The sequence below is a fragment of the Corynebacterium accolens genome, assembly GCF_023520795.1.
GTDB lineage: Bacteria > Actinomycetota > Actinomycetes > Mycobacteriales > Mycobacteriaceae > Corynebacterium > Corynebacterium accolens.
The window spans coordinates 782,408-804,296 of sequence record NZ_CP046605.1; the positions used below are offsets into that span (position 1 = coordinate 782,408).

A 21,889-nucleotide genomic window follows, 5' to 3' on the forward strand; every position below is an offset into this window, starting at 1 on the left:
ACCTGCATAAGGAGATAACCCAGAATGCGTAATATGGCACGCCGAGAGCCGTCCGATAATGCGACCATAAGGAAGTTTTTCGCTACCCCGTGCACGCGGAAATTATTGATGAATTAGCCATATCCACCACGGATGCCAATTCCCTAGTTTGGGCTTTACTGCAAGACTCAATTACCCGCGAGCTGAATGCGGAAATGGATGCCGAGGCTAGGCAGCAGTCAGGTAATGCTGTAGTTCCATTGCTTTCAGCGGGCCTCGGGACCGTGCTGGTGATCCTCGCGCTGGCCCGTTCCGGTCCTGTATTTGAAAAGAAAAATATAAAAGCCGAGCGCTAGAAGCGCTAGTTTTGGGGCTGCACTCCTTGCGGGAATGCAGAGGACACGACGTTAAGCACCTCCAATCAACCTACTGGTGGATTCAATGTTCAACCGCCTCTGCGATTCAAAGCCGAGCAAGTCGGGGCAAGATATGTATTTAGAGAAATTGATCCCCTCGGCTATCCAGTCACGGCGGTGGCTGGGAAGGAGTAATGACATGAAGGCTTTGTACAGGGCAGCGATTTTCTACCTCGTCTTGGGCTTGGTCGCTGGTTTGTTTTATCGGGAGTTTACGAAGCTACAGGATTTTCCCGAAGGCGAATATACGCAGCTAGGCGTGGCCCACACCCACTTGCTAGCGCTGGGCTTCATGCTGTTCCTCATTTTCTTGGCGCTGGAAAAGGTCTTCGCACTGTCGCGGTACTGCCAGCTATTCAACTCATTCTTCTGGCTGTACAACGTGGGCGTGGTGCTTACCGTTGGCATGCAAATTTCACACGGCATATTGACGGTGCTGGGCAAGGAGTCCAATGAGATGATTTCTGGCATCGCAGGTTTGGGACACATCTTCATCACGGTGGGGCTGACAGTTTTCCTCGTGAATTTGGGCCGGGCCATCAAGGAGCCAGATGACGGCAACGCCAAAGCTTCGGTGAACGCCTAACAATGAGCGAGCACAGCGCACAAGAAAACGTCACGGTGCCTACTCGCCGCGATTGGATAAGCTTGGCGGTTCTTTCCGTCGGACTGGGCGTCATCGTTCTTGATGGCATGATCGTCGGCGTGGCATTGCCGTCGATTATCACTGACTTGCAGCTCAACCTGACGCAGGCGCAGTGGGGCAACAGCCTCTATGCGGTTTTGCTGGCGGCGCTGCTGCTGTCGACGGGCAAGAATGCGGATACCTGAGGACGCAAGCGCGCGTTCCTCACCGGCCTGACAATATTCGTGGCAGGCAGCGTATTGGCGGGATTTTCTACCTCCGCCGCCACGTGGATCTCCGTGCGCGCAGTACAGGCAATCGGTCCTGCGTTCATCATGCCTTCCACGCTTTCCACGGTTAATACCGTAGTCCGCGGCAAATACCGCGCAGCAGCCTTTGGTGTGTGGGGCGCGGTGATTTCCGGCGCGGCAGCGGTCGGACCGCCTGCCGGTGGTGCACTGACGGAATGGGTGTCCTGGTATTCGCGATTATCGAGGGCCCCGACCTAGGCTGGTGGGAGCCCCAATCCTCATTCAGCATCTTTGGCTGGACCTGGTCCGAAAACGCGGCTATTTCACCGGTTCCGCTAGCGTCCGCGATTTCGGCCGTGGGCTTCGTGCTGTTTATCAGGTGGGAAAAGCACCGCGAGCGGAGGCACCGCTCGGCGCTGTTGGATCTTGAATTGTTTTCTTATTCCACGTTCTCGTGGGGCAATATCACCGCTGGTGCGGTAGCAATCGGCGAGTTTGCCATCATCTTCGTGCTGCCGCTGTACCTGATTAATGCGCTAGACCTCAGCACGATGTTGGCTGGCCTGGTGCTGGCAGCCATGGCAATTGGTGCATTCTTCTCCGGTGCAGCCGCCCGCCGCGTCGCGGCACGGTACGGGGCGCCTGGGGCAGTGGTGCAGGCCTTAAGCGAAGACATGGCCAACGCCGCGCAGTGGTCGCTCGTAGCCGCTACCGCATTCTTCGTTCTGAGCTTTTGTCGGTGCACTTAGGGTGCGCCGTGCTGCGGGGGAGAAGGGTGCCCCCGCAAACAACGCCGATCTCGGTGCCCGCGTTAATCGCGTCCCGAACTGATTTTCCACCCGCGTGCTGCTTTGCGTTGCTGCCAGAAGTGGCGGTAGATTCCGAGGACATCGGAAAGCTCAGAATGCGTGCCCAGCTGGCTGACGTGCCCGTGTTCATCCAAGACTACGATTTGATCAGCAGATTTAATTGTATCCAGCTTATGGGCGATGACGATAAAAGTAGACTTCTCCCGTAGCTCGTCCATTGCGGCAAGGATATTTGCCTCATTTTCTGCATCGAGCGCGGAGGTAGCCTCATCAAAGAGGACAATCGGCGCTTGTTTGAGCAGCGCGCGAGCAACAGATACGCGCTGGCGCTCGCCGCCGGACAGAAGCCGCCCGCCTTCACCAACAGGAGTGTGCCACCCTAGGCGGTTGGCAATAGCAGTCACGCCTGAAAGATCAGCTGCGCGGAAGATTTCCTCATCGGAGGCGTCGGGACGACCAACGCGGATATTAGCAATCAGCGAATCATCGAAGAGGTAGACGTCCTGAAAGACCATGGATAGTTTGGACATTAGCTGTTCGGTTCCAAGCTCGCGGATATCTACGCCGTCAACCATCACCGCCCCGGAATCTACATCCCAGAATCGTGAAATAAGGCGCGCAATTGTGGTCTTTCCGGAGCCAGAAGGACCGACAATGGCGGTAACGGTGCCCGGTTGGGCGTGGAAGGCGACATCGACCAATACCGGCTTATCTCCGTACCCAAACGTGACATCGCGCAGCTCAACACTGCCCGAACCGTCTCCTGTGCGCGGAGTAGTGGGTTCTGGCAGGGAAGGGGCATCGGTGATGAGCTCGGTTTCTGCGAGCGCGATACGGCCTGCGTCTAAACCGACGAAACAAGAGCCCAGCTGCTCAAGCGTGCGGGTAAACCTCAAGCTGATTCCGATGATCGCAATTGTTTCTAGTGGCGATAGGGTGCCTTCAACGGCAAGATCCGCGGAGACCATAATGAGAGCCACGATGAAGATCTGCACTACTATGCCGTTGAGTAGCAAAGCTAATGTGGATACCCATAGCTCGCGTATCCGTGCTCTATGATCGATTTCTAGTGCTTGCTCAAGTGGCGCAAACCCTTGTGATTTTCCCGCCGCGCGCAAGGCCGGCTGGCGGTTAGCAAATTCTACGATGCGCTGGGAGAGCTCTTTACTCGGCCCGAGTGCGCGGTTCGATGCTTTTTCACGAATCCACGCAGCCAACTGCATCACCACGAGTGCCACTGGTGCGATGATTAGAAAGACCAATCCCAACCGTGGATTCCAGAAACACGCTCCAACCAACAGGGTCATAAGTGCTGCACTATCGCGGTACACCATACCTTGAGTATGTGCAAGAGTCTCGGCCGCCACCATAAAACGATCTGAGACGAGACGAGATAGCCCGCCGGTATTAGCCGGTATGAACCAGCCGAGCGGTAGCGTTGCCAATTTATCGCCCACAGTCGTGTGCGCGGTTCGGATGAAATCCAAGGCCGTGTGGTAAGAGGCCATGGTTGCGAAAAATCGTAGCGCAAAAGCTACGAGCGCAATTGCCAAAAGCGTCCACATCCATGGTGCGATCGTCGTATCCCCATCGAGTGCCTTTGTAAGTGGCACGAGCGTGAGAACGGCGAGGCCGTCAAGCACGCCAACGATAAGCGATAGACAAGCATGCCTTTTATTGAGCTTATGACCTACAGGACTTTGCAGCTTTTTGACACTGCGAGTAAGTAACGGATCACGAAGCCGCGAACTAGCAGGCGTGGTGGCATTAGACATGAGAATTATCCTTCACAGGCTTGAGGCGGATTATTTGGTCTGCGCCTTGGATGGACTCTGGCTTGTGGGCGATGACTAAGACGGTCTTGTCTCTGACGAGTGTGGCTAGAGCTGCTTGAATTTCTGCTTCGCAGTCAGGATCAGTTGCCGCAGTAGCTTCATCCAGGATCAAGATTGGGGCATTGGTAATAATTGCCCGGGCAATAGAAATGCGTTGCTGTTGTCCACCGGATAAAGAGATGTCCTCACTAACAACGGTGTCGAGCCCAGCCGGTAAAGCGCGAATATCAGCAGCTATGTGCGCGGCCTCTGCTGCTTGCCAGATCTCTTCATCACGAGCTTCTGGGCGTGCAAGGCGAATGTTTTCCCGAATACTCATTCGCAGTAAGTGAGGATCTTGTAAGACGAAAGCCACAGTGCGGTACAAACTGTCGAAAGTGAGATCACGGATATCCACGTTGTTGATAGTGATTGTGCCCGAATCTGGATCCTGGAAACGCGCCAGCATCGTTGCTGCTGTGGATTTGCCAGACCCGGAGGGGCCAATCAATGCCGTGACAGTGCCTGCGTTTAATTGCGCAGAAAAGTCTTGGAGGACTGGTGTGTCTGGGGCGTAGCTAAAGCTGACCTTATGGAACTCCACCTCCATGTCTTGACTACTGGCATCGAGGCTCTTTTGGCCTTCTTTCACGTGGGAAATTGTCATGACTTCATCAAGGCGCAACGCCGCATTGCCAGCGAGCTGGTAAGACCACATCATGCGGCCGACGGTTTGAATCGTGCCTGGGATCACCAGTGCAATCAATGTTGTGGCGATGACTTCAGCAACCGTGACATAGTCCCCGGCTATTAGCAGGGAACCGACTCCTACATTGATAAGGATGAGGACAGGAACCGCCACCACGGATTCTGAAATTGCGCTAACACGCAGAAGCGGACGTACCCACTCGTAATAGAAGATAGCGAATTGTTTAGCAGCTTCGCGGTACCGAGCGTGGGCTTTGCCAACGGTGCCGAAAGCCTTGACGACGGAAATACCTTCGGAGAACTCCACTGCAGTGGCAGAAACCTCTCCAAGATAATCGTCCATTTCCGCAGTTTTTGTGCCCATATCTTTCATTGAATACGCCTGGATTGCTAGGAAAATGGGCACAGTGGCAATAGAAAGTAGGCCAAGGCGCCAATCCAAAATAAAGGCATAAACCAGAAGCGCAAGAGGCGTGAAGATTGCGGCAACTTGCTCTACAGGAGCATGGGCTGTCAGGGTGTGCAGAGTTAGCGTATCGTCCTCGACAGCTTTGCGGACTTTGCCGGAATTAGTCTGGCTAAACCACGAGAGTGGTGCTTTCGCAATAGCGGTAATAATTCGGTGCCGGTTAATCCCCACCAGCTTTGCATCAGCGAAGTGGGTGATCGTAAGGGCAAGGAAATAGAAGAATAGCTGGCCCAAAAATGCAGCAAGTAGCCATTTCACAATGGACGCGACGTCATCAGTATTGCCGTCGATTAGAGCATTTCCCAATGCCACCAACGCGACGTAGGGTGCTACGGCGAGTACCGAGGATATAAGCGCGAGAAACTGTGCGAAGTAGATGGTTATTTGTACTGGGGCCAGTAGCTTTTTTAGAGCGGCCTGGCCGGCTTTTTGTTTTGCGCGAGCCTCTTCTTCCGGTGACGCACCGTGTGATTCTGGTGCGTGGGTTCCGTTTGATTCTGTGGAACTTTGTTTTACCTCAGACATTTCTTTCTCAATTCTTGTTGATGTCAGTCATATCGATGATTCTGGTGACTGATTCTTGGATGAATTCGTGGTCATGGGTGATAACGATGACCACTGCGCCGCTTGCTGTAAGAGAGCGAAGCAGCGCAGAGATGGATTGCAGTTGGCGCCAGCCCACTCCAGAGGTAGGTTCATCGAAGATGTAGACCTCTGCTTGCTCGGCTTGGGCTGAAGCTATGGCTAAGCGTTGCCGTTGCCCACCGGACAGAGACTGCGGATGCCGTTGGGCCATCTCTTCCAGATCGAGGCGATGGAGAATCTCGTTGACATCGATGTGGTCCCGCTTCTTCTTTGCCAGTCCGAGCGTGACCTCTTCTTCGGTGGTGGCAGCGAATAGCTGGCGGCCAACATCCTGCATTACCATGTACGCGCTGCGCCTCCGAGCTGCTGCTCCTACTCGTTTGCTGTTCAAACGGAGACTACCGCCGCGTTTGGGAGAAGCAAGACCACAAATGATCCTGGCGAGGGTGGTTTTTCCAGCGCCGTTGGGCCCGATTAAGGCGGTGACTTCGCCGCTGGGGAAAAATGCGTGGTCAATGTTGAGCACCTCATGCGTGCCATAAGAAAAACGGATATCGCTTAACTCGAGTCCGCTCCGCTGGGGATCGGCGTTTTCGGGCGTGGGTGGTTCGGGCACGCTCGCGGGGAGTGGAACGTGGTGTAAGCTGCGTAGCCCCAATTGTTTGCGTTCGGGTTCGTCTAAGGCATAAAACTCTTGGGCGTGGAAACTGCGCGCTATTTTTCCCTGAGTCAAGTAAATAACTTGGTCAGCGATATCTTTTAAGAAAAAGAGGCGGTGATCAGCGATAATGATCGTTGTGCCTAATTCCTTCAAGCGGTGTAGTACGCGTGCAAGAATATCGATGCTTTCCATGGAGAGATTGGACGTGGGTTCATCGAGAAGCACGAGACTGCCCGGGGACACAAGCGCGCATGCGCATGCCACGGTTTGTAACTGTCCACCGGATAATTCTTTGAATCGCCGGCCCCGAAGATCGTTAATGCCTAGCAACTCGACCGCTGATTGAATCCTAGATTCAATTTCTGTGGGATCCACACCCAGGTTTTCTAGCCCGAAGGCTAATTCTGCATTGACGCTTTCAGTGAAAAACTGCGTCCGTGGATTCTGGAATACTGAGGCGCTGAACTCGATGGCGCGGGACAGCGGTTCCTGCGCAGGGTTAAAGTCCTGGCCATCCTTTGTAATAGTGATGGTACCTAGTAGCTCTCCTGGATTGAAATGGGGGATGAGTCCGTTGATCAACTTGAGTACCGTGGACTTTCCCGATCCGGAATCACCGGTAATCAGTAGGCACTGTCCTGGAGAGACAGAAAAAGACACATCAGATACACCTTGAATGCCTGGCCGAGCGCCCAATGGATATGTAAAAGAAACGTTATGGGCGTTTACACTGGTTGCGACACTGCGTTCGTTCATAAGTGGACCTCCGTGGGAAGCCAGACAGAGGCAACAACGAGGCCCAACCCAGCTATTGCAGTTGCATCGACAAGCTTGAAGGAAAGATCAGCGGTGGTGGTTGGGCGTGTGGGTCCTCCCAATCCGCGGACAAGAGCAGAGGCAGCGAGCTCATCACCAGCGCGGACGACGGCGCCTAACAAGGGGATGATCAGCATCGCGGACGATTGTGTGGGCTGTGTGAACCAGCTTTTCGCTCCAGGCTGGAGACCCCGAAGGACCATGGCATCGCGGATGGCTTTGGCTTCTGCCACGATGATCGGCAAAACACGCAGGAATACCGCCGGTGGAATGGTGGCCCAGCCTGGTAAACGCAGGTCCCGCAGTGCTGAGGTCAACGTGGATGGTGTGAGAGTGAGCAAGCCGAATGCGCCGATGGACATGCTGATGACGAAACGGCTTAGCCACGAAAAAACTGCCGCCGAAAAAGCGAAAAATGTGGAGCCAGGAAGCTGTAAAAGGCCCCAATACCCTAGATAGGATAATGCAAAAGCGCACAGGCAAATAAGACCATAGTGTGGCTTTACTGTAGCTAGTGCGATGGAGCTGAAGGCGATAGAAATCAGCAGTGTCGGTAGGTGGCCGTGGCTGAGAGCTACCGCATTGATTACTAGAACAGAAAGCAGCACGGTCCGTGGATCGATTGAAGATCGACGAAGCACGCCCTGTTTGTCCAAGCTCACAGGAGACCAGCGCTTTCAAAGTGTTTGCGACTGACGCGAACTCCGACCTTTCCTCCGATAAAGCCGACGATGAGCGCACAAATGGCCAGTACTCCAATGGTCCATGGCTGGAAGATATCCGACATAGCATCGGCGTATTCTTGGCCCATTTGGTCTGCGATATCGACGTAGTATGAGTCCGTATCCATAATTAGCGGGATAAAAGGCAAAGAAACCCAGGCACAGAAGACGCCATAGGCAATAGGGAAGGACTTGGCAATCCCGAGGTGGCTTTTTGTGATAATCAAATCCGCGATAAACCCAAGAATTATGCTTCCCAGCAAGGTCCAGAAGTAGTGCCCGGTGAGCATGAATGCTAATCCGTTAATACCGCCGACAAGGGTGAAAGCGCCCATTTTGGGCGTGCGGGCAGCATAAAGCGCTAGCACGATTCCATTTGCGATTGCCGCGATGAACCAGCCAATGAACATGAATTGGGGTCCTGCGAATCCAACCATCCCGGTTACAAAAGTGATTACAAAGTAAAGTGCGGAAAAGATGCCAGCGTTGATGAGATCTCTGGTGTTTAAACGTGCCGTCGACCCACTGGATGAGCTTGTATTCCGTGCAGGCGTAGAGGACTGTTGGGTCATGGTAAACCTCGATTCATAAACAGTAGGGAAAGTAAGGCTTACCTAAAACATATAATACTGTTTATAAGCTATTTCTAGCCGGATCTGAAGATTTACCCTTAATGGGGGCGAATGCAGATAAGCGGTTTTAGGGATCATAAAATAACTATTTATTGATATGAGGGAACTAAGGTGTACCGCCTCTGCATGCTTGGACCGAATGAAATCAGACAGCAAACGGATCGTTATCGGGATTGCTGTTGACGATGAGCTCAATATGATTGGTGACAGAGGATGCTGTTTCTTCACCGAAGAAGTGAGTAATGAAAGCCACCGCCATATCAATTCCTGCCGCCACACCGGATGATGTCCAGAGGTTGCCGTCGTGGACCCATCGAGCTTGCTTTTTCCATTCAATTTTCTGGCCGTGCGTTCTAACCCAGTCGAACGCGTTCTTATTTGTGGTAGCGGTGTTGTTTTCTAAAAGGCCCGCGGCGGCGAGTAGCGCTGACCCAGTACAAACTGAGGTGATGATGTCCGCCGAGCTTGCAAGGGCGGTTAGCTGGCGGAGGAATTCTGGATCTTGAACAAGTGAGCGTGTACCGCGTCCTCCTGGCACAAGCAGAGTATCTCCAGAGAAAGATTCAAAACGCATTGTCGGAACTATGCGTACCCCTTGAGCGCTGCTTACCGGACTGTCATGTTTTGACAGATAGTTGACTTCAAGGCCTGGTGTATTTGCGAGTACTTCTGCGGGGCCAAAAACATCGAGTAACTCGAACCCATCAAAAAGTACGATGCCAATGTTGTGCGGACGCGTCTGGCTCATGACTAAACCGTATCAAAACCGATTTTGACGACCTTAGTGTTTTGGTACGCGGGGTCAATAAGCAGAAGCGTGGAAAAATCTACCCCTCTGATGCAGGTCAGAGGGGTACAAATTGGTGCCCCAGAGAAGATTCGAACTTCCGACACCGGCTTTAGGAGAGCCGTGCTCTATCCCCTGAGCTACTGGGGCGGGGATGTTGCTCATGCAACTCGGATCATCATAGCAGTGCGGCGCGAGTGCGCCCCAAAAGGCTGCGTGCGCGGCCGTTTGTATAGGTCGGGCAAGCAGCCTTAGCTATGGGGTTTAGGCGCCTGCCAGCTCTTCCTGCTTGTTGCGCACGGAGGATGCAGGCGGGTTGGTCTCGTGGGTGCCGTCGGAGTACAAGACGGTGGGGATGATGCGGTTGCCGTCGTTGACGGACTTGATCCACTCGTTGATGTCGTCGGCGTTATCGCCTTCTACGTCCACGAGCTCGTAGGGGGTTTCGGTGCGATCCAAGTTCTTGATGAGCTTGGCGCAAAATGGGCACCAGTCGGCGTAGAAGATGGTGACATCGGCGTTGGTTTCGGGTGCTTGTACAGTCATTAGGCTGCGTCCTTTCTATCGTAAGTTAAAAAGCGGTACTTCATGGGTAGCTCGCTGGCTGGCTGCTCGGGAAGCTCTAAATGCCCCGTGTCAGAGGTGAGCCAATCCGTGCTGTAGGCCAGGCCGAACGTATCGGGAATATCCGGGGCAAAGACGGCGTCCTCGCCATAGATATCGCCGATGTTTACGCCCATGAGAGTGACCTCGATGCGGTCCACCTGGTCCAAGGCGGCGGTGTAGATTTGGCCGCCGCCGATGACCCAGGCATCGGCAAGCGCGGGCATCGTTCTGCCCACCGTAGCACCAGTTGACCACGCGCCGGGTGCGCGCGAGGAGAGCACGTAATTCTCCCGGCCGGGCAGGGGGCGGAACTTGGGGTTGAGGGACTCCCAGGTCTTGCGGCCCATGATGACCGGCGCGCCCATGGTGACGTCCTTGAAGTGCTTGAGATCCTCCGGCACGTGCCAGGGCATCTGCGCGCCATCGCCGATGATGCCGTCCAGGGACTGCGCCCAAATCGCGCCAAGCATTAGACCGACACCTGCGCCTTGATGGCCGGGTGCGGGTCGTAGCCCTGCACCTCAAAATCGGCGAAGTCATAGGAGAAGAGGTCCTTCGCCTTGTTGAGTTTAAGCTGCGGGTACTCACGCGGCTCGCGGGAAAGCTGCTCCTGGACCTGCTCGATGTGATTGTTGTAGATGTGGCAATCGCCGCCGGTCCAGATGAGATCGCCCACCTTGAGGCCGGCCTGCTGAGCAAACATGTGGGTCAGCGCCGCATAGGAGGCGATATTGAAGGGAACGCCCAAGAACATATCCGCCGAGCGCTGGTATACCTGCAGGGACAGCGTGTCATTGGCTACGTAGAGCTGGAAGAGCAGGTGGCAGGGCATAAGCGCCATCTGGTCGAGCTCAGATACATTCCACGCGGAGACCAGGTTGCGGCGCGAGTCCGGGTTATTCTTTAGAGTATCGAGCGCCTGCTGAATTTGGTCGATGTGGCTCCCATCCGGGGTGGGCCAGGAACGCCACTGCACGCCATAGACCGGGCCCAAATCGCCATTCTCATCGGCCCACTCGTTCCAAATGCGCACGTTATTATCCTGCAGGAATTTCACATTGGAATCGCCGCGCAGGAACCACAGCAGCTCGCCGACGACCCCGTGAAAGTAGACCTTCTTTGTGGTCAGCAGCGGGAAGGATTCGGCCAGGTTATAGCGCAGCTGTGCGCCGAAGATGGAGCGCGTGCCGGTGCCGGTGCGATCGCCTTTGGCCGTGCCTGATTCGAGGACGCGGCGGAGGAGATCCTCATACGGGGTTTTGATAGTGGCACTAGAGGCGGTGGACGTATCACTCATGGTGCCCCAGTGTAGAACGTTAGAAAGCCATGGGGATAGTTGGAGTTTTTATTTCCTGTCGGCGCTGGTAGTGGGACTGCTTGCGCGAAGTGTTTCTCGCAGTGCCTGCTCGATCGGGGTGGCTTCCCACTGGGCGGTGGCACCGCTCAAAATGGAGGGGTGTTCCCACAGGTAGCTCATCTCCAACAGCCCATTAAGATCGGAGTTAAAGAGCCCGCCAAGCTTGAGCATCCACGGACGCAGCGTTATGGGCGAGTGCCGGCAGCCTGCGAGATGTGCGAACTCCGCTTGGGTAATTGCAGGGGCGCAGGGTACGGAAATGATAGGTGGGCTGGTGGGGTCAAGGAGGGCATCGGCAAGCGCGCGGCCAAAGTCCGGAAGGTAGGTAACCGAATGCTTGGTATGCGCATTGAAGAGCGCGAGGGGAATGCGCTTGCCGATGATCAGTTGGTGATACACGCACCCCGGGCCAGAATCCGGGCCAAATAGATCTGCGGCCACCACCGATACGGTGCGGGCAGGTGAAGCGAGGCGAGTATTGATGAGCGCAGCGCGCACACCGGGTTTTCCTTGTCTGGATGTGGTTAAAGGGGTACCGGGTGAAAACGATTTGTAGCTCGGATCGAATCCGTAGATGGATTCTGGAAAGACGATAGGGATGGCGCGTTCGGCGGCGATGTGGAGGGCTGTGTCCTCAGCGGGGATGAGGAGCGTACGCCATGCCTCGACGTTATAAGCTGCGTGGATGCAGTGGACAATGCCGTCGACGTCTGCGGGATAGGACTCTTTTTGGGTGGCATCGCCGGTGATGTGCTGTACGTGTGGGCCTAGGTCGAGTGTGGAACCGTGGCGACTCATGATGATGCATTCATGGCCTCGGGCGGTGAGTTCGCGGGCAACCGCACGGCCAACGGGTCCAGCGCCAGTGATAAGGTATTTCATTATCCGGAGTCCTATTCATATTAGTGACTGGTGCTCTCTAAAAGTATAGGGCGGGGCCACTGAAAGCAAGAGCAGTGCTCTCTTTTGTGAGTTGCTATAGTTTTCCCATGGCACAAACCCCACGCGAGCGCGCCCGAGAGCAGACGATGACCCGCATCATCGAGCTGGGACGGCAGCAACTAGCTAGTGGTGGTGTAGAGGCGCTGAACCTACGGGCCATAGCCCGTGAGCTAGGAATCGTCCCTTCTGGTATTTACCGCTACGTACCGGATAGGGCGAGCCTTATTACTCTCCTCATTGTTGATGCTTTTGACTCCCTTGATGGGGCAGTGGTGCGGCGCGATGATCCGAGTGCGCAACCGCGTGAGCGATTCATTGGCCTCGTAGGTGCGATGAGGCAGTGGGCCCTTGAATTTCCGCAACGGTGGGGGCTGATTTACGGCACCCCGATTGTGGGCTATCAAGCGCCAGCTGCCGAGACGATAGCAGCGGGTACCAAAGTTAGCCGCCGCCTCGCCGCCTTGCTAGAACAGTCTACGGTCGCGTCGTTGGGGCAGCGATCGCGCCAACTGGATGCAGATATGGAGGCAGCCGCGAAAGATATGGGCTCCGAGCTCAGCGCGGACGCCATGGAAATGGCGTTGGAGGCTTGGGTGAGGATCATCGGGCTGATCAACGCCGAGGTTTTCGGCTACCTAGGGCGCGATACGCTGAGCGAGTTCGCTGAGTTCCATACCCGCGCTGTGTCGCGGCTCGCCGATGAGTTAGGGCTCTAAAATCCGCCATTGTCTGCAGCAAAGGCCGCGGCGTGCTCTAGAATCTCGTCTTTGAGCTCGGGGCGGCAGATGAGCAGATCGGGGATGAAGGTGTCCTCGTTATTGAAGGTGATGGGGCTGCCGTCGAGGCGAGAGCAGTGCAGGCCCGCTGCCATGGCAACGCCTACCGGGGCGGCCTGGTCCCATTCGTATTGGCCGCCGGCGTGAATATAACCGTCATAATCGCCCAGCAGAACGTGCATGGCCTTGGCCCCGGCGGAGCCGACGCCCTCGGTTTCATAGCCCATTTTTTCTGCGATGTAGCCGGCCACCTTGGGCGGGCGGTTGCGGGAGATGACGAATTTCTTGGATAGCGGGCCGGCGACGGCGCGCACATCGGAGGACTTGAAGGTCACGCCGTAATCCGGCAGGCCCACCGCGGCGTGGGCTGGGGTGCCGTCCTCAACGAGGGCGATGTGGACCGCCCAGTCCTGGCGGCCGGTGGCAAATTCCTTGGTGCCGTCTAGCGGGTCCACGATCCAGACGCGCTTCTTTTTTAGCCGGGCAAGGTCATCGGAGGCTTCCTCAGAGAGCACGCCATCGTCGGGCCGGTGCTGTTCTAATACGCGGGCGATCCATTCTTGGGCGGCGTCATCGCCGGCATCGCCAAGCGAAAGGCCCCGCAGCAGGCCACCATTGCGCACACCTTTTAAAATCTCGCCGCAGCCTTGGGCGAGCGAATTGGTCAGGCGGGAATCAGAAATCTCGACGGTCATGGTGCCCACATTACAACGGGGACTAGAGTGTGGTCATGCCAGAAAACATCCTCGAGCGCTTTCGCCCCCAAGTGGCGCGGTGGTTCCAGGACGTTTTTGCCGCTCCCACCGCAGTACAAGCCCAGGCCTGGGACAAGATTTCCCGCGGGGATCACGCCCTGATGGTTGCCCCCACCGGTTCTGGTAAGACGCTCGCGGCGTTTTTATGGGCGCTAAATAACCTGGTAGAACGCGAAGGACAACTGGCCCTGCCAGTAGGCAATGCTGCTGGCTCCGCAACGGGCGTGCGGGTGTTGTATATATCGCCGCTCAAGGCGCTGGGCGTGGACGTGGAAAATAACCTGCGGGCCCCGCTGACCGGCATTGCGCGCACCGCGGAAAAGTTGGGGCTGGAGACGCCGAATATTTCCGTGGGCGTGCGCTCGGGCGATACACCCTCAGCAGAGCGCTCCCGACAGGTGCGCAAGCCACCGGATATCCTCATTACCACCCCGGAATCGGCGTATTTGATGCTGACCTCAAAGGCGGCGGGGATTTTGAAAACCGTCGATACCGTCATCATCGATGAAATCCACGCGCTGGCCGGCACCAAGCGCGGCGCCCACCTCGCCCTGACGCTGGAGCGCCTGCAAGAAATTGCCGGTGACTTTCAACGCATTGGGTTATCAGCCACGGTGCGCCCGCTTTCGGCCGTCTCGGATTTCTTAGGCGGCAACCGCCCGGTGGAAATCGTGGCGCCGGAAGCGCACAAGAAGTGGGACCTGGATGTGCGCGTGCCGGTAGAGGATATGTCGGATCTCCCCACGCCGGAGGCGGGCTCGACCATCGGGGAGCTTACCGTTGATGATGCCATTGGCATTACCGGCGGGCCGGAAGGCAGCGGCGACGGCGGGGAAGAATTCGACGGGGAGGACTTCGGTGGGGAAGAATTCGACGGGGAGGACTTCGGTGGGGAAGAAGACACCGCGCTGCCCACCGCGAACTCCATCTGGCCGTTTATTACCCAGGACCTCTACGCGGACATCATGGCGCATCGCTCCACGCTGGTCTTTGTAAATTCGCGGCGCAGCGCCGAGCGCCTGACCAGCCGGCTTAACGAGCTTTACGCGCAGGAATATGACCCGGATTCGCTCTCGCCGGAAACCCGGCGCGATCCCGCCCAGTTGATGGCGCACTCGCACGTTGCGGGCAAGGCGCCGGCGGTCATCGCCCGGGCGCATCATGGTTCGGTGTCCAAGGACGAGCGCGCCATGACGGAAACGATGCTAAAGGAAGGCACGCTGAAGGCCGTGGTGGCCACGAGCTCGCTGGAGCTGGGCATTGACATGGGCGCGGTGGATTTGGTGGTGCAGGTAGAATCGCCGCCCTCGGTGGCCTCGGGCCTGCAGCGTGTGGGCCGCGCCGGGCACCATGTGGGCGCGGTATCGCACGGCGCGTTTTATCCCAAGCACCGCGCGGACCTGGTGCAATCCACGCTAACGGTTGCGCGCATGCGCGGCGGGATGATCGAGAAGATGCATACCCCGCGCAACCCGCTGGACGTGCTCGCGCAGCAGACCGTGGCGGCGGTCGCTGCAGCGGGCGAGGAAGGCTTAAGCGCGGATGATTGGTATGACACCGTCAAGCGCAGCCATCCCTACCGCGAGCTGGCCCGCGAGGTTTATGACTCCGTCATCGATCTGGTCAGCGGCGTCTACCCGTCCACGGATTTCGCGGAGCTAAAACCCCGCGTGGTCTATGACCGCGTCTCTGGTGTGATGACCCCGCGGCCGGGCGCGCAGCGGGTCGCGGTGACCAGCGGCGGCACCATCCCGGATAGGGGAATGTTCGGCGTCTTCCTCTATAGCGGTGGCGAATCCGGCAAGGCCCCGCGCCGGGTGGGCGAGCTCGATGAAGAAATGGTCTATGAATCCCGCGTGGGCGATGTCTTTACCCTCGGCGCGACCAGCTGGCGCATCGAGGAGATCACTCGCGATCAAGTTTTGGTCACGCCCGCGCCGGGGCATACGGGCAGGCTGCCGTTTTGGAATGGCGATGGCGCCGGGCGCCCCTATGAGCTGGGCCAGGCTTTGGGCGAGTACCGCCGCGAGGTAAATACGGACCCGGGCATTATCGCGGATGCTGATGACAATGCCCGCAGCAATATCTTGTCCTACCTGCGCGAACAGCAGGAGGCCACCGGGATTATTCCAGATGAAAAGACGCTCGTGCTCGAGCGCTTCAAGGATGAGCTGGGGGACTGGCGCGTGGTGCTGCACACGCCCTTTGGCCGGCCGGTCAACTCCGCCTGGGCCTTGGCGGTAGGTGCGCGGGTGGGGGAGCGCACCGGCATGGACCCGCAGGCGGTGGCCGGCGATGATGGCATCGTGCTGCGCCTGCCCGAGGGCGAGGCCGATCCCGATGGCACGATTTTTGCCTTCGACGCCGACGATATTGCCGATATCGTGGCCGAGCAGGTGGGCAATTCCGCCCTCTTTGCCTCCCGCTTCCGCGAATGCGCGGCCCGCGCGCTGCTTTTGCCCCGCCGCAATCCCGGCAAGCGCGCCCCGCTGTGGCAGCAGCGCCAGCGCGCCGAGCAGCTTTTGGATGTTGCCCGTAAGTACCCATCCTTTCCCATCATCTTGGAAACGGTGCGCGAGTGCGTGCAGGACGTCTATGATGTGCCGGCGCTGCAGGAGGTCATGCGCGATCTGGGGCACCGCCGCGTGCGCATCGCGGAGGTCACCACGGAGCAGCCTTCGCCCTTTGCCTCCTCGCTGCTATTTAATTACACCGGCGCCTTCATGTACGAGGGCGATTCCCCGCTGGCGGAAAAGCGAGCGGCGGCGCTCGCCCTTGATCCGGCGCTTCTGGCCAAGCTGCTCGGCACGGTGGAGCTGCGCGAGCTCTTGGATCCCGCGATCATCGATGAGATCCATACCCAGCTGCAGCGCACCGCACCCTCGCGCCGGGCGCGCACCACCGAGGAAGTCGCGGATCTCCTGCGCGTGCTGGGCCCCATCCCGGTCGAAGAGCTGGGCGAGCATACGGATGTTCCCCTGGCCGCCCTGGATAACCTGGGCTCGCGGATTATGCGGGTGCGCATCGGCGGGCGCGAGCACCTTGCCCAGTCCCAGGACGCGGCGCTGCTTCGCGATGCCCTCGGTGTCCCCATTCCTCCCGGCATCCCCGCCCAGGTCGCCACGCTTGCCGATGCCCTCCCACAGCTCATCAGCCGCTGGGCGCGCACCCGCGGCCCGTTCGTGCTCGCGGACTTAACCGCCGCCTTCGGCATTTCCGTTTCCGCAGCACACACCACCCTGGCTGGCCTGGACTCGATCGTGGAGGGCCACTACCGGCAGGGCATAGAGGAGCAGGAGTACTGCGCCGCCGAGGTACTAAAGACCATTCGCTCGCGCTCGCTTGCGGCTGCGCGTGCGGATACCGAGCCGGTCTCCGGTGCCACCTTCGCCCGCTTCCTCCCGGAATGGCACGGCATCGCGCCCGCAGGGAAGCGGCCCGCGCTGCGCGGTGCCGATGGAGTATTTTCTGCTATCGAGCAGCTCGCCGGGGTGCGCCTGCCGGCCTCTGCCTGGGAATCCATCATTTTGCCCGCCCGCGTGGGGGATTATTCGCCCCGCATGCTAGATGAGCTAACCGCCAATGGTGAGGTGATGATCGTCGGCGCCGGAAAGGCCGGAGCTGCCGATCCGTGGGTGATGCTGCTGCCTACCGATTACGCCGCCCAGCTGGCCCCCGAAACCGATCCGGAGGGCGTAAGCATGCTGCAGCGCGCCATTTTAGGCGTGCTCGAGCGCGGCGGCGGCTTCCTCTTTTCCGATATCGCCGCCGAGGTCCCCGGTACCGCCGAGGAAACCCGCGAGGCCCTCTGGGGGCTGGTGGAAATGGGCCTGGCCAGCCCAGATTCCTTCGCGCCCATCCGCACGCGCTTATCGTCAGGCGGGCGCGGTGCCTCCCGCGCGGGCCGCGGTTCTACCGCCCACCGCTCCAAGCGGCGCCCCACGCGCTCGCGGCTGCGCATGGGACGCACCTCGTTCGCCCAGACCCAAAACGCCAGCGGAAGCGCTGGCCAGACCCCACCCGATATGCTCGGCCGCTGGTCGCTGGCGGTGCCCGCAGCCCAAGATGCCACCTCGCGGTCCGTGGCGCACGGCGAGGCCTGGCTGGATCGCTACGGCGTGGTCACCCGCGGCTCCGTGGTGGCCGAGGACGTCCTCGGCGGCTTCGCGCTGGCCTATAAGGTCCTGTCCGGCTTTGAGGAATCCGGCAAGGCCATGCGCGGCTATGTCATCGAAGATCTCGGTGCCGCGCAATTTTCCACCCCGGCCATTATCGATCGCCTCCGTGGCCTAGCGGATTCCCCCGATGTCACCGGCTGGCCGTCCGGCACCACTGATCCAGAAACCTTCGTACTCGCCGCCGTGGATCCCGCCAACCCCTACGGCGCGGCGCTGCCGTGGCCGCAGCGCGATGATGCGGGTGGCAAAGCCACCGGCGGGCCGGCCCGCTCTGCCGGGGCACTGGTCGTGTTGTGCGATGGCCTCCCCATTGCCCACCTCACCCGCGGCGGAAAGACCTTGACCACGTTCATCGACGCCCTTCCCGACGGGATAGAGACCACCGACGTCTACGCCCGCCTCCTATCCGCGCTCACAGAACTCATCGCCGCCGGGCACATGTCGCCGCTGGTGATTGAAAAGTGCAATGGCAACCCCATCCACCACACCTCAGCGGCTAATATCCTGCGATCGCTCGGGGCCGGCATTACCCCAAAGGGCATACGCATTGCCGGGCAGGCTGCGCCGCCCCGCGTCCCGCGCCACGGGGCGAAGGACGGCTCGCCGGAGGATTTTCGCGGTGATTCGCGTGGCGGCCTGCGCGGCGGCAGGCGTGCCTCCGAGGCCATCGAGGAGCTCAGCTTCGACGATCCGCCGCCGCCTCCGCCACCCCGCAATTCTGGTGGCTTCCGCCCGCGCGGCGGATACCGCCGCTAGCGCTACCCGCCCGCAGGTGTATTTTGGTGGGGCCACAGTGTGCGAGACCCGTGGAAGGAGGCCAGCCCCCATGCCCGAAGGCGATTCCGTCCTACAACTTTCGCGCCGCCTGCAGTTTATGACTGGGCGCGAGGTCACCGGCTGTTCCGTGCGCGTGCCGCAGCACGCCACCGTTGACCTCACCGGCACCATCTGCGAGCGCGTGTGGCCCTATGGCAAGCACCTCTTTATGCAATTCGACCAGACCATCGTGCACACCCACCTAAAAATGGAGGGTACCTGGGCCATCCACTACGCCGGCGACCGCTGGCGCAAGCCCGGCCATAGCGCGCGCATCGTGCTGCAACTGGCCCATTCACCGCGCGATATTGAACTCGTAGGCCACTGGTTGGGCTTTGTCGATATCTTCGACGCGGATCAGTACTTTAGCCGCATCGCGCACCTTGGCCCGGATATCTTGGACCCAGACTGGGACCGTGAGGAAGCGGTGCGCCGCTTGCGCGCGCGACCCGAGCGCAGCATCGGCACGGCGCTTTTGGACCAGAAGGTCGTGGCGGGCATTGGCAATGAATACCGCGCCGAAATCTGCTTCCTCGCCGGCGTTCACCCGGCCACCCCGGTGGCAGAGGTGGATGTGGAACAGGTAGTGGACATCGGCAAGCGCATCATGTGGGCCAACCGGAACTCGCCCATCCGCGTGACCACCGGCGTGCGCCGGGCCGGGGAGACTACCTATGTCTTTGGGCGCAACCGCAAGCGCTGCCGGCGCTGCGGCACCATCATCCAGAAGGATTCCCTGGGCGGCGTTGACCGCGGTGGGGACGAGGGTGAATTAGAGCGCATCATCTGGTTCTGCCCGCACTGCCAGCCGCTCTAAGGTTCCTTTACGCTTTTCGCGCTAAGCTGGCGTGCATGCGATCACTCCTAAATCTTGTATTTAATATCATCTGGTTACTCTCCGGCGGCATCGTTCTTGCGCTGGGCTATTTCCTCTTCGGCATCATCGCCTGCATCTTCATCGTGACGATTCCGGCGGGTGTGGCCTCGTTCCGCATGGGCCAGTTCGCGCTGTGGCCGTTCGGCCGCTCCGTGGTGGAGCCCCGCAAGGGCACCGGCGGGATGTCTGGCATCTCCAATGTCATTTGGTTCGTCATCGCTGGTCTGTGGCTATCCATCGGCCACGTCGTTACCGCCGTCATCCAGGCGATTACCATCATCGGGATCCCCGTTGCCTGGGCCAACCTCAAGATGATTCCAGTGACCTGCTTCCCCTTCGGCCGCAAGGTTGTTAGCTCGAAGAATATCCCGTCCGGCTGGCAGCCCATGGTGAAGCTGTAATTTTACTTAGCCTGAGAGCGCCTAGCCCGAAGCGACATGTTGCTTCGCGGCTGGGCGCTTTAGCGATCTGTGGTGCTTAGGCACGAAAGTGTCCAAAACAACCGCGTTTGTCTGAATTTGAGGGCAGATTTTTTAAGAACGCGGTTGTTTTGGACAATTTTACGTGCCCGGGGAACCTGGACCCGGGCACGGGAGTCGGAACTAACGGTTGGCGCGGTACCAGCCGATGAGCTTATCGGTGGACTGGTCGCCGGAATCTACCTCTTGGCTGCCGGAGACGGCAGGGGCCAGGTCATTGGCCTGCTGCTTGCCCAGCTCCACGCCCCATTGGTCGAAGGAATTGATATCCCAGATGATGCCCTGGGTAAAGACGATGTGCTCGTAGAGCGCGATGAGCGCGCCCAGGGTGGAGGGGGTAAGCTCCTCGGCCATAATCGTGGTGGTAGGGCGGTTGCCCGGCATGACCTTGTGCGGCACGAGGTCTTCCTCAACGCCTTCGGTAGCGATTTCTTCTGCCGTCTTGCCAAAGGCCAACACCTTGGTTTGGGCGAAGAAATTGCCCATGAGCAGGTCATGCATCGAGCCGGTGCCGTCCGCGGTGGGGAAGTCCTCCTTGGGGCGGGCAAAGCCGATGAAGTCCGCTGGGATGAGGCGGGTGCCCTGGTGCATGAGTTGGTAAAAGGCGTGCTGGCCGTTGGTGCCCGGCTCGCCCCAGTAGATTTCGCCGGTCTGCCCAGTGGTCACTGCGGTGCCATCGCGGCGCACGGACTTGCCGTTGGATTCCATGGTCAGCTGCTGCAGGTAGGCCGGGAAGCGGCCGAGGTCCTGCGAGTAGGGCAGAACGGCGTGGGTTTGGGCGCCGAAGAAATTGGTGTACCAGATGCCCAGCAAGCCCATGAGTACGGGCACATTGCGCTCTAGCGGGGTGGTGCGGAAGTGCTCATCCATGGCGTGGAAGCCTTCCAAAAAGCGCATGAAGTCCATCGGGCCAATGGTGCACATCAAGGACAGGCCAATGGCGGAATCGAGGGAGTAGCGCCCGCCCACCCAATTCCAGAACGGGAACATATTATCCGTATCGATGCCGAATTTCTCCACCTGCTCCGCATTGGTGGATACGGCCACGAAGTGCTTGGCTACGGCGGATTCATCGCCATCGAATTGTTCGATGAGCCAGCGGCGGGCCGCGTGCGCATTGGTCAGGGTTTCCTGGGTGGTAAAGGTCTTGGAGGAGACGATAAAGAGGGTGGAGCCGGCATCGAGCCCGTCCAAGGTGGCGGCCATATCGGCGGGATCCACGTTGGAGACGAACTCCGCGGAAATGCCTGCCACCTCATAAGAGCGCAGGGCCTGTGCGGCCATGGCCGGGCCGAGGTCGGAACCGCCGATGCCGATATTGACCACCTTTTTGATGGTGTGGCCGGTATGCCCCAACCAGGAACCGGAGCGCAGGGCGGTGGCGAAATCGCGCATGCGGCCCAAAACCTCGTGGACATCGGCGGCGACATCCTGGTCATCGACGTGCAAGTCATCTTCTACCGGCAGGCGCAGCGCGGTGTGCAGCACGGCGCGATCCTCGGTGTTGTTGAGGTGCTCGCCTGCAAACATGGCATCGCGCCGGCCTTCCACGTCGGCGGCGCGGGCTACCTCGACCAGGTGCTGGAGGACGTCTTCATCGATGAGGTTTTTGGATAAATCCACGTGCAGGCCGGCGGCGTCGAAGGTGTAGTTCTCGGCGCGGTTTGCGTCTGCGGCGAAGAGTTCGCGCAGGCGCATGTCCTGCTTTTCTTCATAAACCTTGACCAGGTCTTTCCACTGGGACGATGCGGTGATATCCATGGCAATTGGCCTTTCTGGCGACGAGCGCATTGGCAATGTGTACCCCTCCCACCGTAGTCGAGAATGAG

21 protein-coding genes and 1 tRNA gene are annotated in these 21,889 nt (G+C 58.8%); 9 read left to right on the top strand and 13 right to left on the bottom strand.

The features are described 5' to 3' along the window. Positions 1 to 89 precede the first annotated feature (89 nt). The 5 genes from CACC_RS03785 to CACC_RS03805 all read left to right on the top strand — a co-directional run bounded on the left by CACC_RS03785 (position 90) and on the right by CACC_RS03805 (position 2,020). Positions 90 to 335, top strand: a complete 246-nt coding sequence (locus tag CACC_RS03785; protein WP_005279864.1) for a hypothetical protein — start codon at positions 90 to 92, stop codon at positions 333 to 335. A 199-nt stretch (positions 336 to 534) separates the two neighbouring features. Then, a complete protein-coding gene (locus CACC_RS03790) occupies positions 535 to 981 on the top strand; it encodes a DUF2871 domain-containing protein (protein WP_035108588.1) in 447 nt (148 codons plus the stop codon). A 2-nt stretch (positions 982 to 983) separates the two neighbouring features. Beyond that, on the top strand, positions 984 to 1,226 hold the full coding sequence (locus tag CACC_RS03795; RefSeq protein WP_005279866.1) for a hypothetical protein: 243 nt from the start codon (positions 984 to 986) through the stop codon (positions 1,224 to 1,226). 39 nt (positions 1,227 to 1,265) lie between these two features. Next, entirely contained in the window at positions 1,266 to 1,529 is a 264-nt protein-coding gene (locus CACC_RS03800) for an MFS transporter (RefSeq protein WP_005279867.1), read from the top strand. Next, complete coding sequence (locus CACC_RS03805) at positions 1,487 to 2,020, top strand: MFS transporter (RefSeq protein WP_005279868.1); 534 nt, start codon at positions 1,487 to 1,489, stop codon at positions 2,018 to 2,020. Before CACC_RS03800 ends, CACC_RS03805 begins: the two co-directional genes overlap by 43 nt. 62 nt (positions 2,021 to 2,082) lie before the next feature. On the opposite strand, the gene CACC_RS03810 is transcribed toward CACC_RS03805, so the two are convergent. The 11 genes from CACC_RS03810 to CACC_RS03860 form a co-directional block, all read right to left on the bottom strand. Further along, on the bottom strand, positions 2,083 to 3,855 hold the full coding sequence (locus CACC_RS03810; RefSeq protein WP_005279869.1) for an ABC transporter ATP-binding protein: 1,773 nt from the start codon (positions 3,853 to 3,855) through the stop codon (positions 2,083 to 2,085). After that, positions 3,848 to 5,596: an ABC transporter ATP-binding protein gene (locus tag CACC_RS03815; RefSeq protein ID WP_005279870.1), complete on the bottom strand. Its 1,749-nt coding sequence runs from the start codon at positions 5,594 to 5,596 to the stop codon at positions 3,848 to 3,850. The genes CACC_RS03810 and CACC_RS03815 overlap by 8 nt, the downstream gene beginning before the upstream one ends. A gap of 7 nt (positions 5,597 to 5,603) precedes the next feature. Further along, complete coding sequence (locus CACC_RS03820; RefSeq protein WP_005279871.1) at positions 5,604 to 7,073, bottom strand: ABC transporter ATP-binding protein; 1,470 nt, start codon at positions 7,071 to 7,073, stop codon at positions 5,604 to 5,606. Beyond that, complete coding sequence (locus CACC_RS03825; protein ID WP_035108590.1) at positions 7,070 to 7,795, bottom strand: energy-coupling factor transporter transmembrane component T family protein; 726 nt, start codon at positions 7,793 to 7,795, stop codon at positions 7,070 to 7,072. The genes CACC_RS03820 and CACC_RS03825 overlap by 4 nt, the downstream gene beginning before the upstream one ends. After that, positions 7,792 to 8,427: an MptD family putative ECF transporter S component gene (locus CACC_RS03830; RefSeq protein WP_035108592.1), complete on the bottom strand. Its 636-nt coding sequence runs from the start codon at positions 8,425 to 8,427 to the stop codon at positions 7,792 to 7,794. Before CACC_RS03830 ends, CACC_RS03825 begins: the two co-directional genes overlap by 4 nt. 205 nt (positions 8,428 to 8,632) lie before the next feature. Beyond that, positions 8,633 to 9,235 carry a DJ-1/PfpI family protein gene (locus CACC_RS03835; RefSeq protein WP_005279876.1) on the bottom strand — a complete coding sequence of 201 codons (603 nt, stop codon included), beginning with the start codon at positions 9,233 to 9,235 and terminating at the stop codon, positions 8,633 to 8,635. A gap of 113 nt (positions 9,236 to 9,348) precedes the next feature. Next, positions 9,349 to 9,424 (bottom strand) — tRNA-Arg (locus tag CACC_RS03840). A gap of 114 nt (positions 9,425 to 9,538) precedes the next feature. Next, positions 9,539 to 9,820 (bottom strand): glutaredoxin domain-containing protein, encoded by a 282-nt coding sequence (locus tag CACC_RS03845; RefSeq protein WP_005279878.1) that lies wholly within the window; start codon positions 9,818 to 9,820, stop codon positions 9,539 to 9,541. Then, positions 9,820 to 10,350 (bottom strand): dihydrofolate reductase, encoded by a 531-nt coding sequence (locus CACC_RS03850; RefSeq protein WP_005279880.1) that lies wholly within the window; start codon positions 10,348 to 10,350, stop codon positions 9,820 to 9,822. The genes CACC_RS03845 and CACC_RS03850 overlap by 1 nt, the downstream gene beginning before the upstream one ends. Further along, a complete protein-coding gene (locus tag CACC_RS03855) occupies positions 10,350 to 11,177 on the bottom strand; it encodes a thymidylate synthase (protein WP_005279881.1) in 828 nt (275 codons plus the stop codon). Before CACC_RS03855 ends, CACC_RS03850 begins: the two co-directional genes overlap by 1 nt. Positions 11,178 to 11,225: 48 nt before the next feature. Continuing rightward, a complete protein-coding gene (locus CACC_RS03860; protein ID WP_005279882.1) occupies positions 11,226 to 12,119 on the bottom strand; it encodes a Rossmann-fold NAD(P)-binding domain-containing protein in 894 nt (297 codons plus the stop codon). Positions 12,120 to 12,226: 107 nt separating this feature from the next. Between CACC_RS03860 and CACC_RS03865 the strand changes: the two genes are divergently transcribed. Then, positions 12,227 to 12,895 carry a TetR/AcrR family transcriptional regulator gene (locus CACC_RS03865; RefSeq protein WP_005279883.1) on the top strand — a complete coding sequence of 223 codons (669 nt, stop codon included), beginning with the start codon at positions 12,227 to 12,229 and terminating at the stop codon, positions 12,893 to 12,895. Here CACC_RS03865 and CACC_RS03870 read toward each other — a convergent pair. Then, positions 12,892 to 13,650: a 3'(2'),5'-bisphosphate nucleotidase CysQ gene (locus tag CACC_RS03870; protein ID WP_035108594.1), complete on the bottom strand. Its 759-nt coding sequence runs from the start codon at positions 13,648 to 13,650 to the stop codon at positions 12,892 to 12,894. The genes CACC_RS03865 and CACC_RS03870 overlap by 4 nt on opposite strands. Positions 13,651 to 13,685: 35 nt before the next feature. Here CACC_RS03870 and CACC_RS03875 point away from each other — a divergent pair, with 35 nt between their 5' ends. From CACC_RS03875 to CACC_RS03885, 3 genes are all read left to right on the top strand, one after another. Beyond that, entirely contained in the window at positions 13,686 to 18,644 is a 4,959-nt protein-coding gene (locus CACC_RS03875; protein ID WP_005279885.1) for an Lhr family ATP-dependent helicase, read from the top strand. A gap of 70 nt (positions 18,645 to 18,714) precedes the next feature. Further along, positions 18,715 to 19,521, top strand: a complete 807-nt coding sequence (locus CACC_RS03880) for a DNA-formamidopyrimidine glycosylase family protein (protein ID WP_005279886.1) — start codon at positions 18,715 to 18,717, stop codon at positions 19,519 to 19,521. A 35-nt stretch (positions 19,522 to 19,556) separates the two neighbouring features. Next, positions 19,557 to 19,982: a YccF domain-containing protein gene (locus tag CACC_RS03885; protein ID WP_005279887.1), complete on the top strand. Its 426-nt coding sequence runs from the start codon at positions 19,557 to 19,559 to the stop codon at positions 19,980 to 19,982. A 201-nt stretch (positions 19,983 to 20,183) separates the two neighbouring features. Here the strand turns inward: CACC_RS03885 and pgi are convergent, their stop codons facing one another. Next, positions 20,184 to 21,821, bottom strand: a complete 1,638-nt coding sequence (gene pgi / locus CACC_RS03890; RefSeq protein ID WP_005279888.1) for a glucose-6-phosphate isomerase — start codon at positions 21,819 to 21,821, stop codon at positions 20,184 to 20,186. Positions 21,822 to 21,889: the final 68 nt, after the last annotated feature.

What these genes read in the sequence shown, in the direction of transcription:
- CACC_RS03815 (WP_005279870.1), bottom strand. Translation starts at nt 5,596, where the DNA reads ATGTCTGAGGTAAAACAAAGTTCCACAGAATCAAACGGAACCCACGCA.
- CACC_RS03855 (WP_005279881.1), bottom strand. Translation starts at nt 11,177, where the DNA reads ATGAGTGATACGTCCACCGCCTCTAGTGCCACTATCAAAACCCCGTAT.
- CACC_RS03870 (WP_035108594.1), bottom strand. Translation starts at nt 13,650, where the DNA reads ATGACCGTCGAGATTTCTGATTCCCGCCTGACCAATTCGCTCGCCCAA.
- CACC_RS03835 (WP_005279876.1), bottom strand. Translation starts at nt 9,235, where the DNA reads ATGAGCCAGACGCGTCCGCACAACATTGGCATCGTACTTTTTGATGGG.
- CACC_RS03810 (WP_005279869.1), bottom strand. Translation starts at nt 3,855, where the DNA reads ATGTCTAATGCCACCACGCCTGCTAGTTCGCGGCTTCGTGATCCGTTA.
- CACC_RS03820 (WP_005279871.1), bottom strand. Translation starts at nt 7,073, where the DNA reads ATGAACGAACGCAGTGTCGCAACCAGTGTAAACGCCCATAACGTTTCT.
- CACC_RS03805 (WP_005279868.1), top strand. Translation starts at nt 1,487, where the DNA reads ATGGGTGTCCTGGTATTCGCGATTATCGAGGGCCCCGACCTAGGCTGG.
- CACC_RS03875 (WP_005279885.1), top strand. Translation starts at nt 13,686, where the DNA reads ATGCCAGAAAACATCCTCGAGCGCTTTCGCCCCCAAGTGGCGCGGTGG.
- CACC_RS03845 (WP_005279878.1), bottom strand. Translation starts at nt 9,820, where the DNA reads ATGACTGTACAAGCACCCGAAACCAACGCCGATGTCACCATCTTCTAC.
- CACC_RS03795 (WP_005279866.1), top strand. Translation starts at nt 984, where the DNA reads ATGAGCGAGCACAGCGCACAAGAAAACGTCACGGTGCCTACTCGCCGC.
- CACC_RS03860 (WP_005279882.1), bottom strand. Translation starts at nt 12,119, where the DNA reads ATGAAATACCTTATCACTGGCGCTGGACCCGTTGGCCGTGCGGTTGCC.
- CACC_RS03885 (WP_005279887.1), top strand. Translation starts at nt 19,557, where the DNA reads ATGCGATCACTCCTAAATCTTGTATTTAATATCATCTGGTTACTCTCC.
- pgi (WP_005279888.1), bottom strand. Translation starts at nt 21,821, where the DNA reads ATGGATATCACCGCATCGTCCCAGTGGAAAGACCTGGTCAAGGTTTAT.
- CACC_RS03790 (WP_035108588.1), top strand. Translation starts at nt 535, where the DNA reads ATGAAGGCTTTGTACAGGGCAGCGATTTTCTACCTCGTCTTGGGCTTG.
- CACC_RS03865 (WP_005279883.1), top strand. Translation starts at nt 12,227, where the DNA reads ATGGCACAAACCCCACGCGAGCGCGCCCGAGAGCAGACGATGACCCGC.
- CACC_RS03880 (WP_005279886.1), top strand. Translation starts at nt 18,715, where the DNA reads ATGCCCGAAGGCGATTCCGTCCTACAACTTTCGCGCCGCCTGCAGTTT.
- CACC_RS03830 (WP_035108592.1), bottom strand. Translation starts at nt 8,427, where the DNA reads ATGACCCAACAGTCCTCTACGCCTGCACGGAATACAAGCTCATCCAGT.
- CACC_RS03850 (WP_005279880.1), bottom strand. Translation starts at nt 10,350, where the DNA reads ATGCTTGGCGCGATTTGGGCGCAGTCCCTGGACGGCATCATCGGCGAT.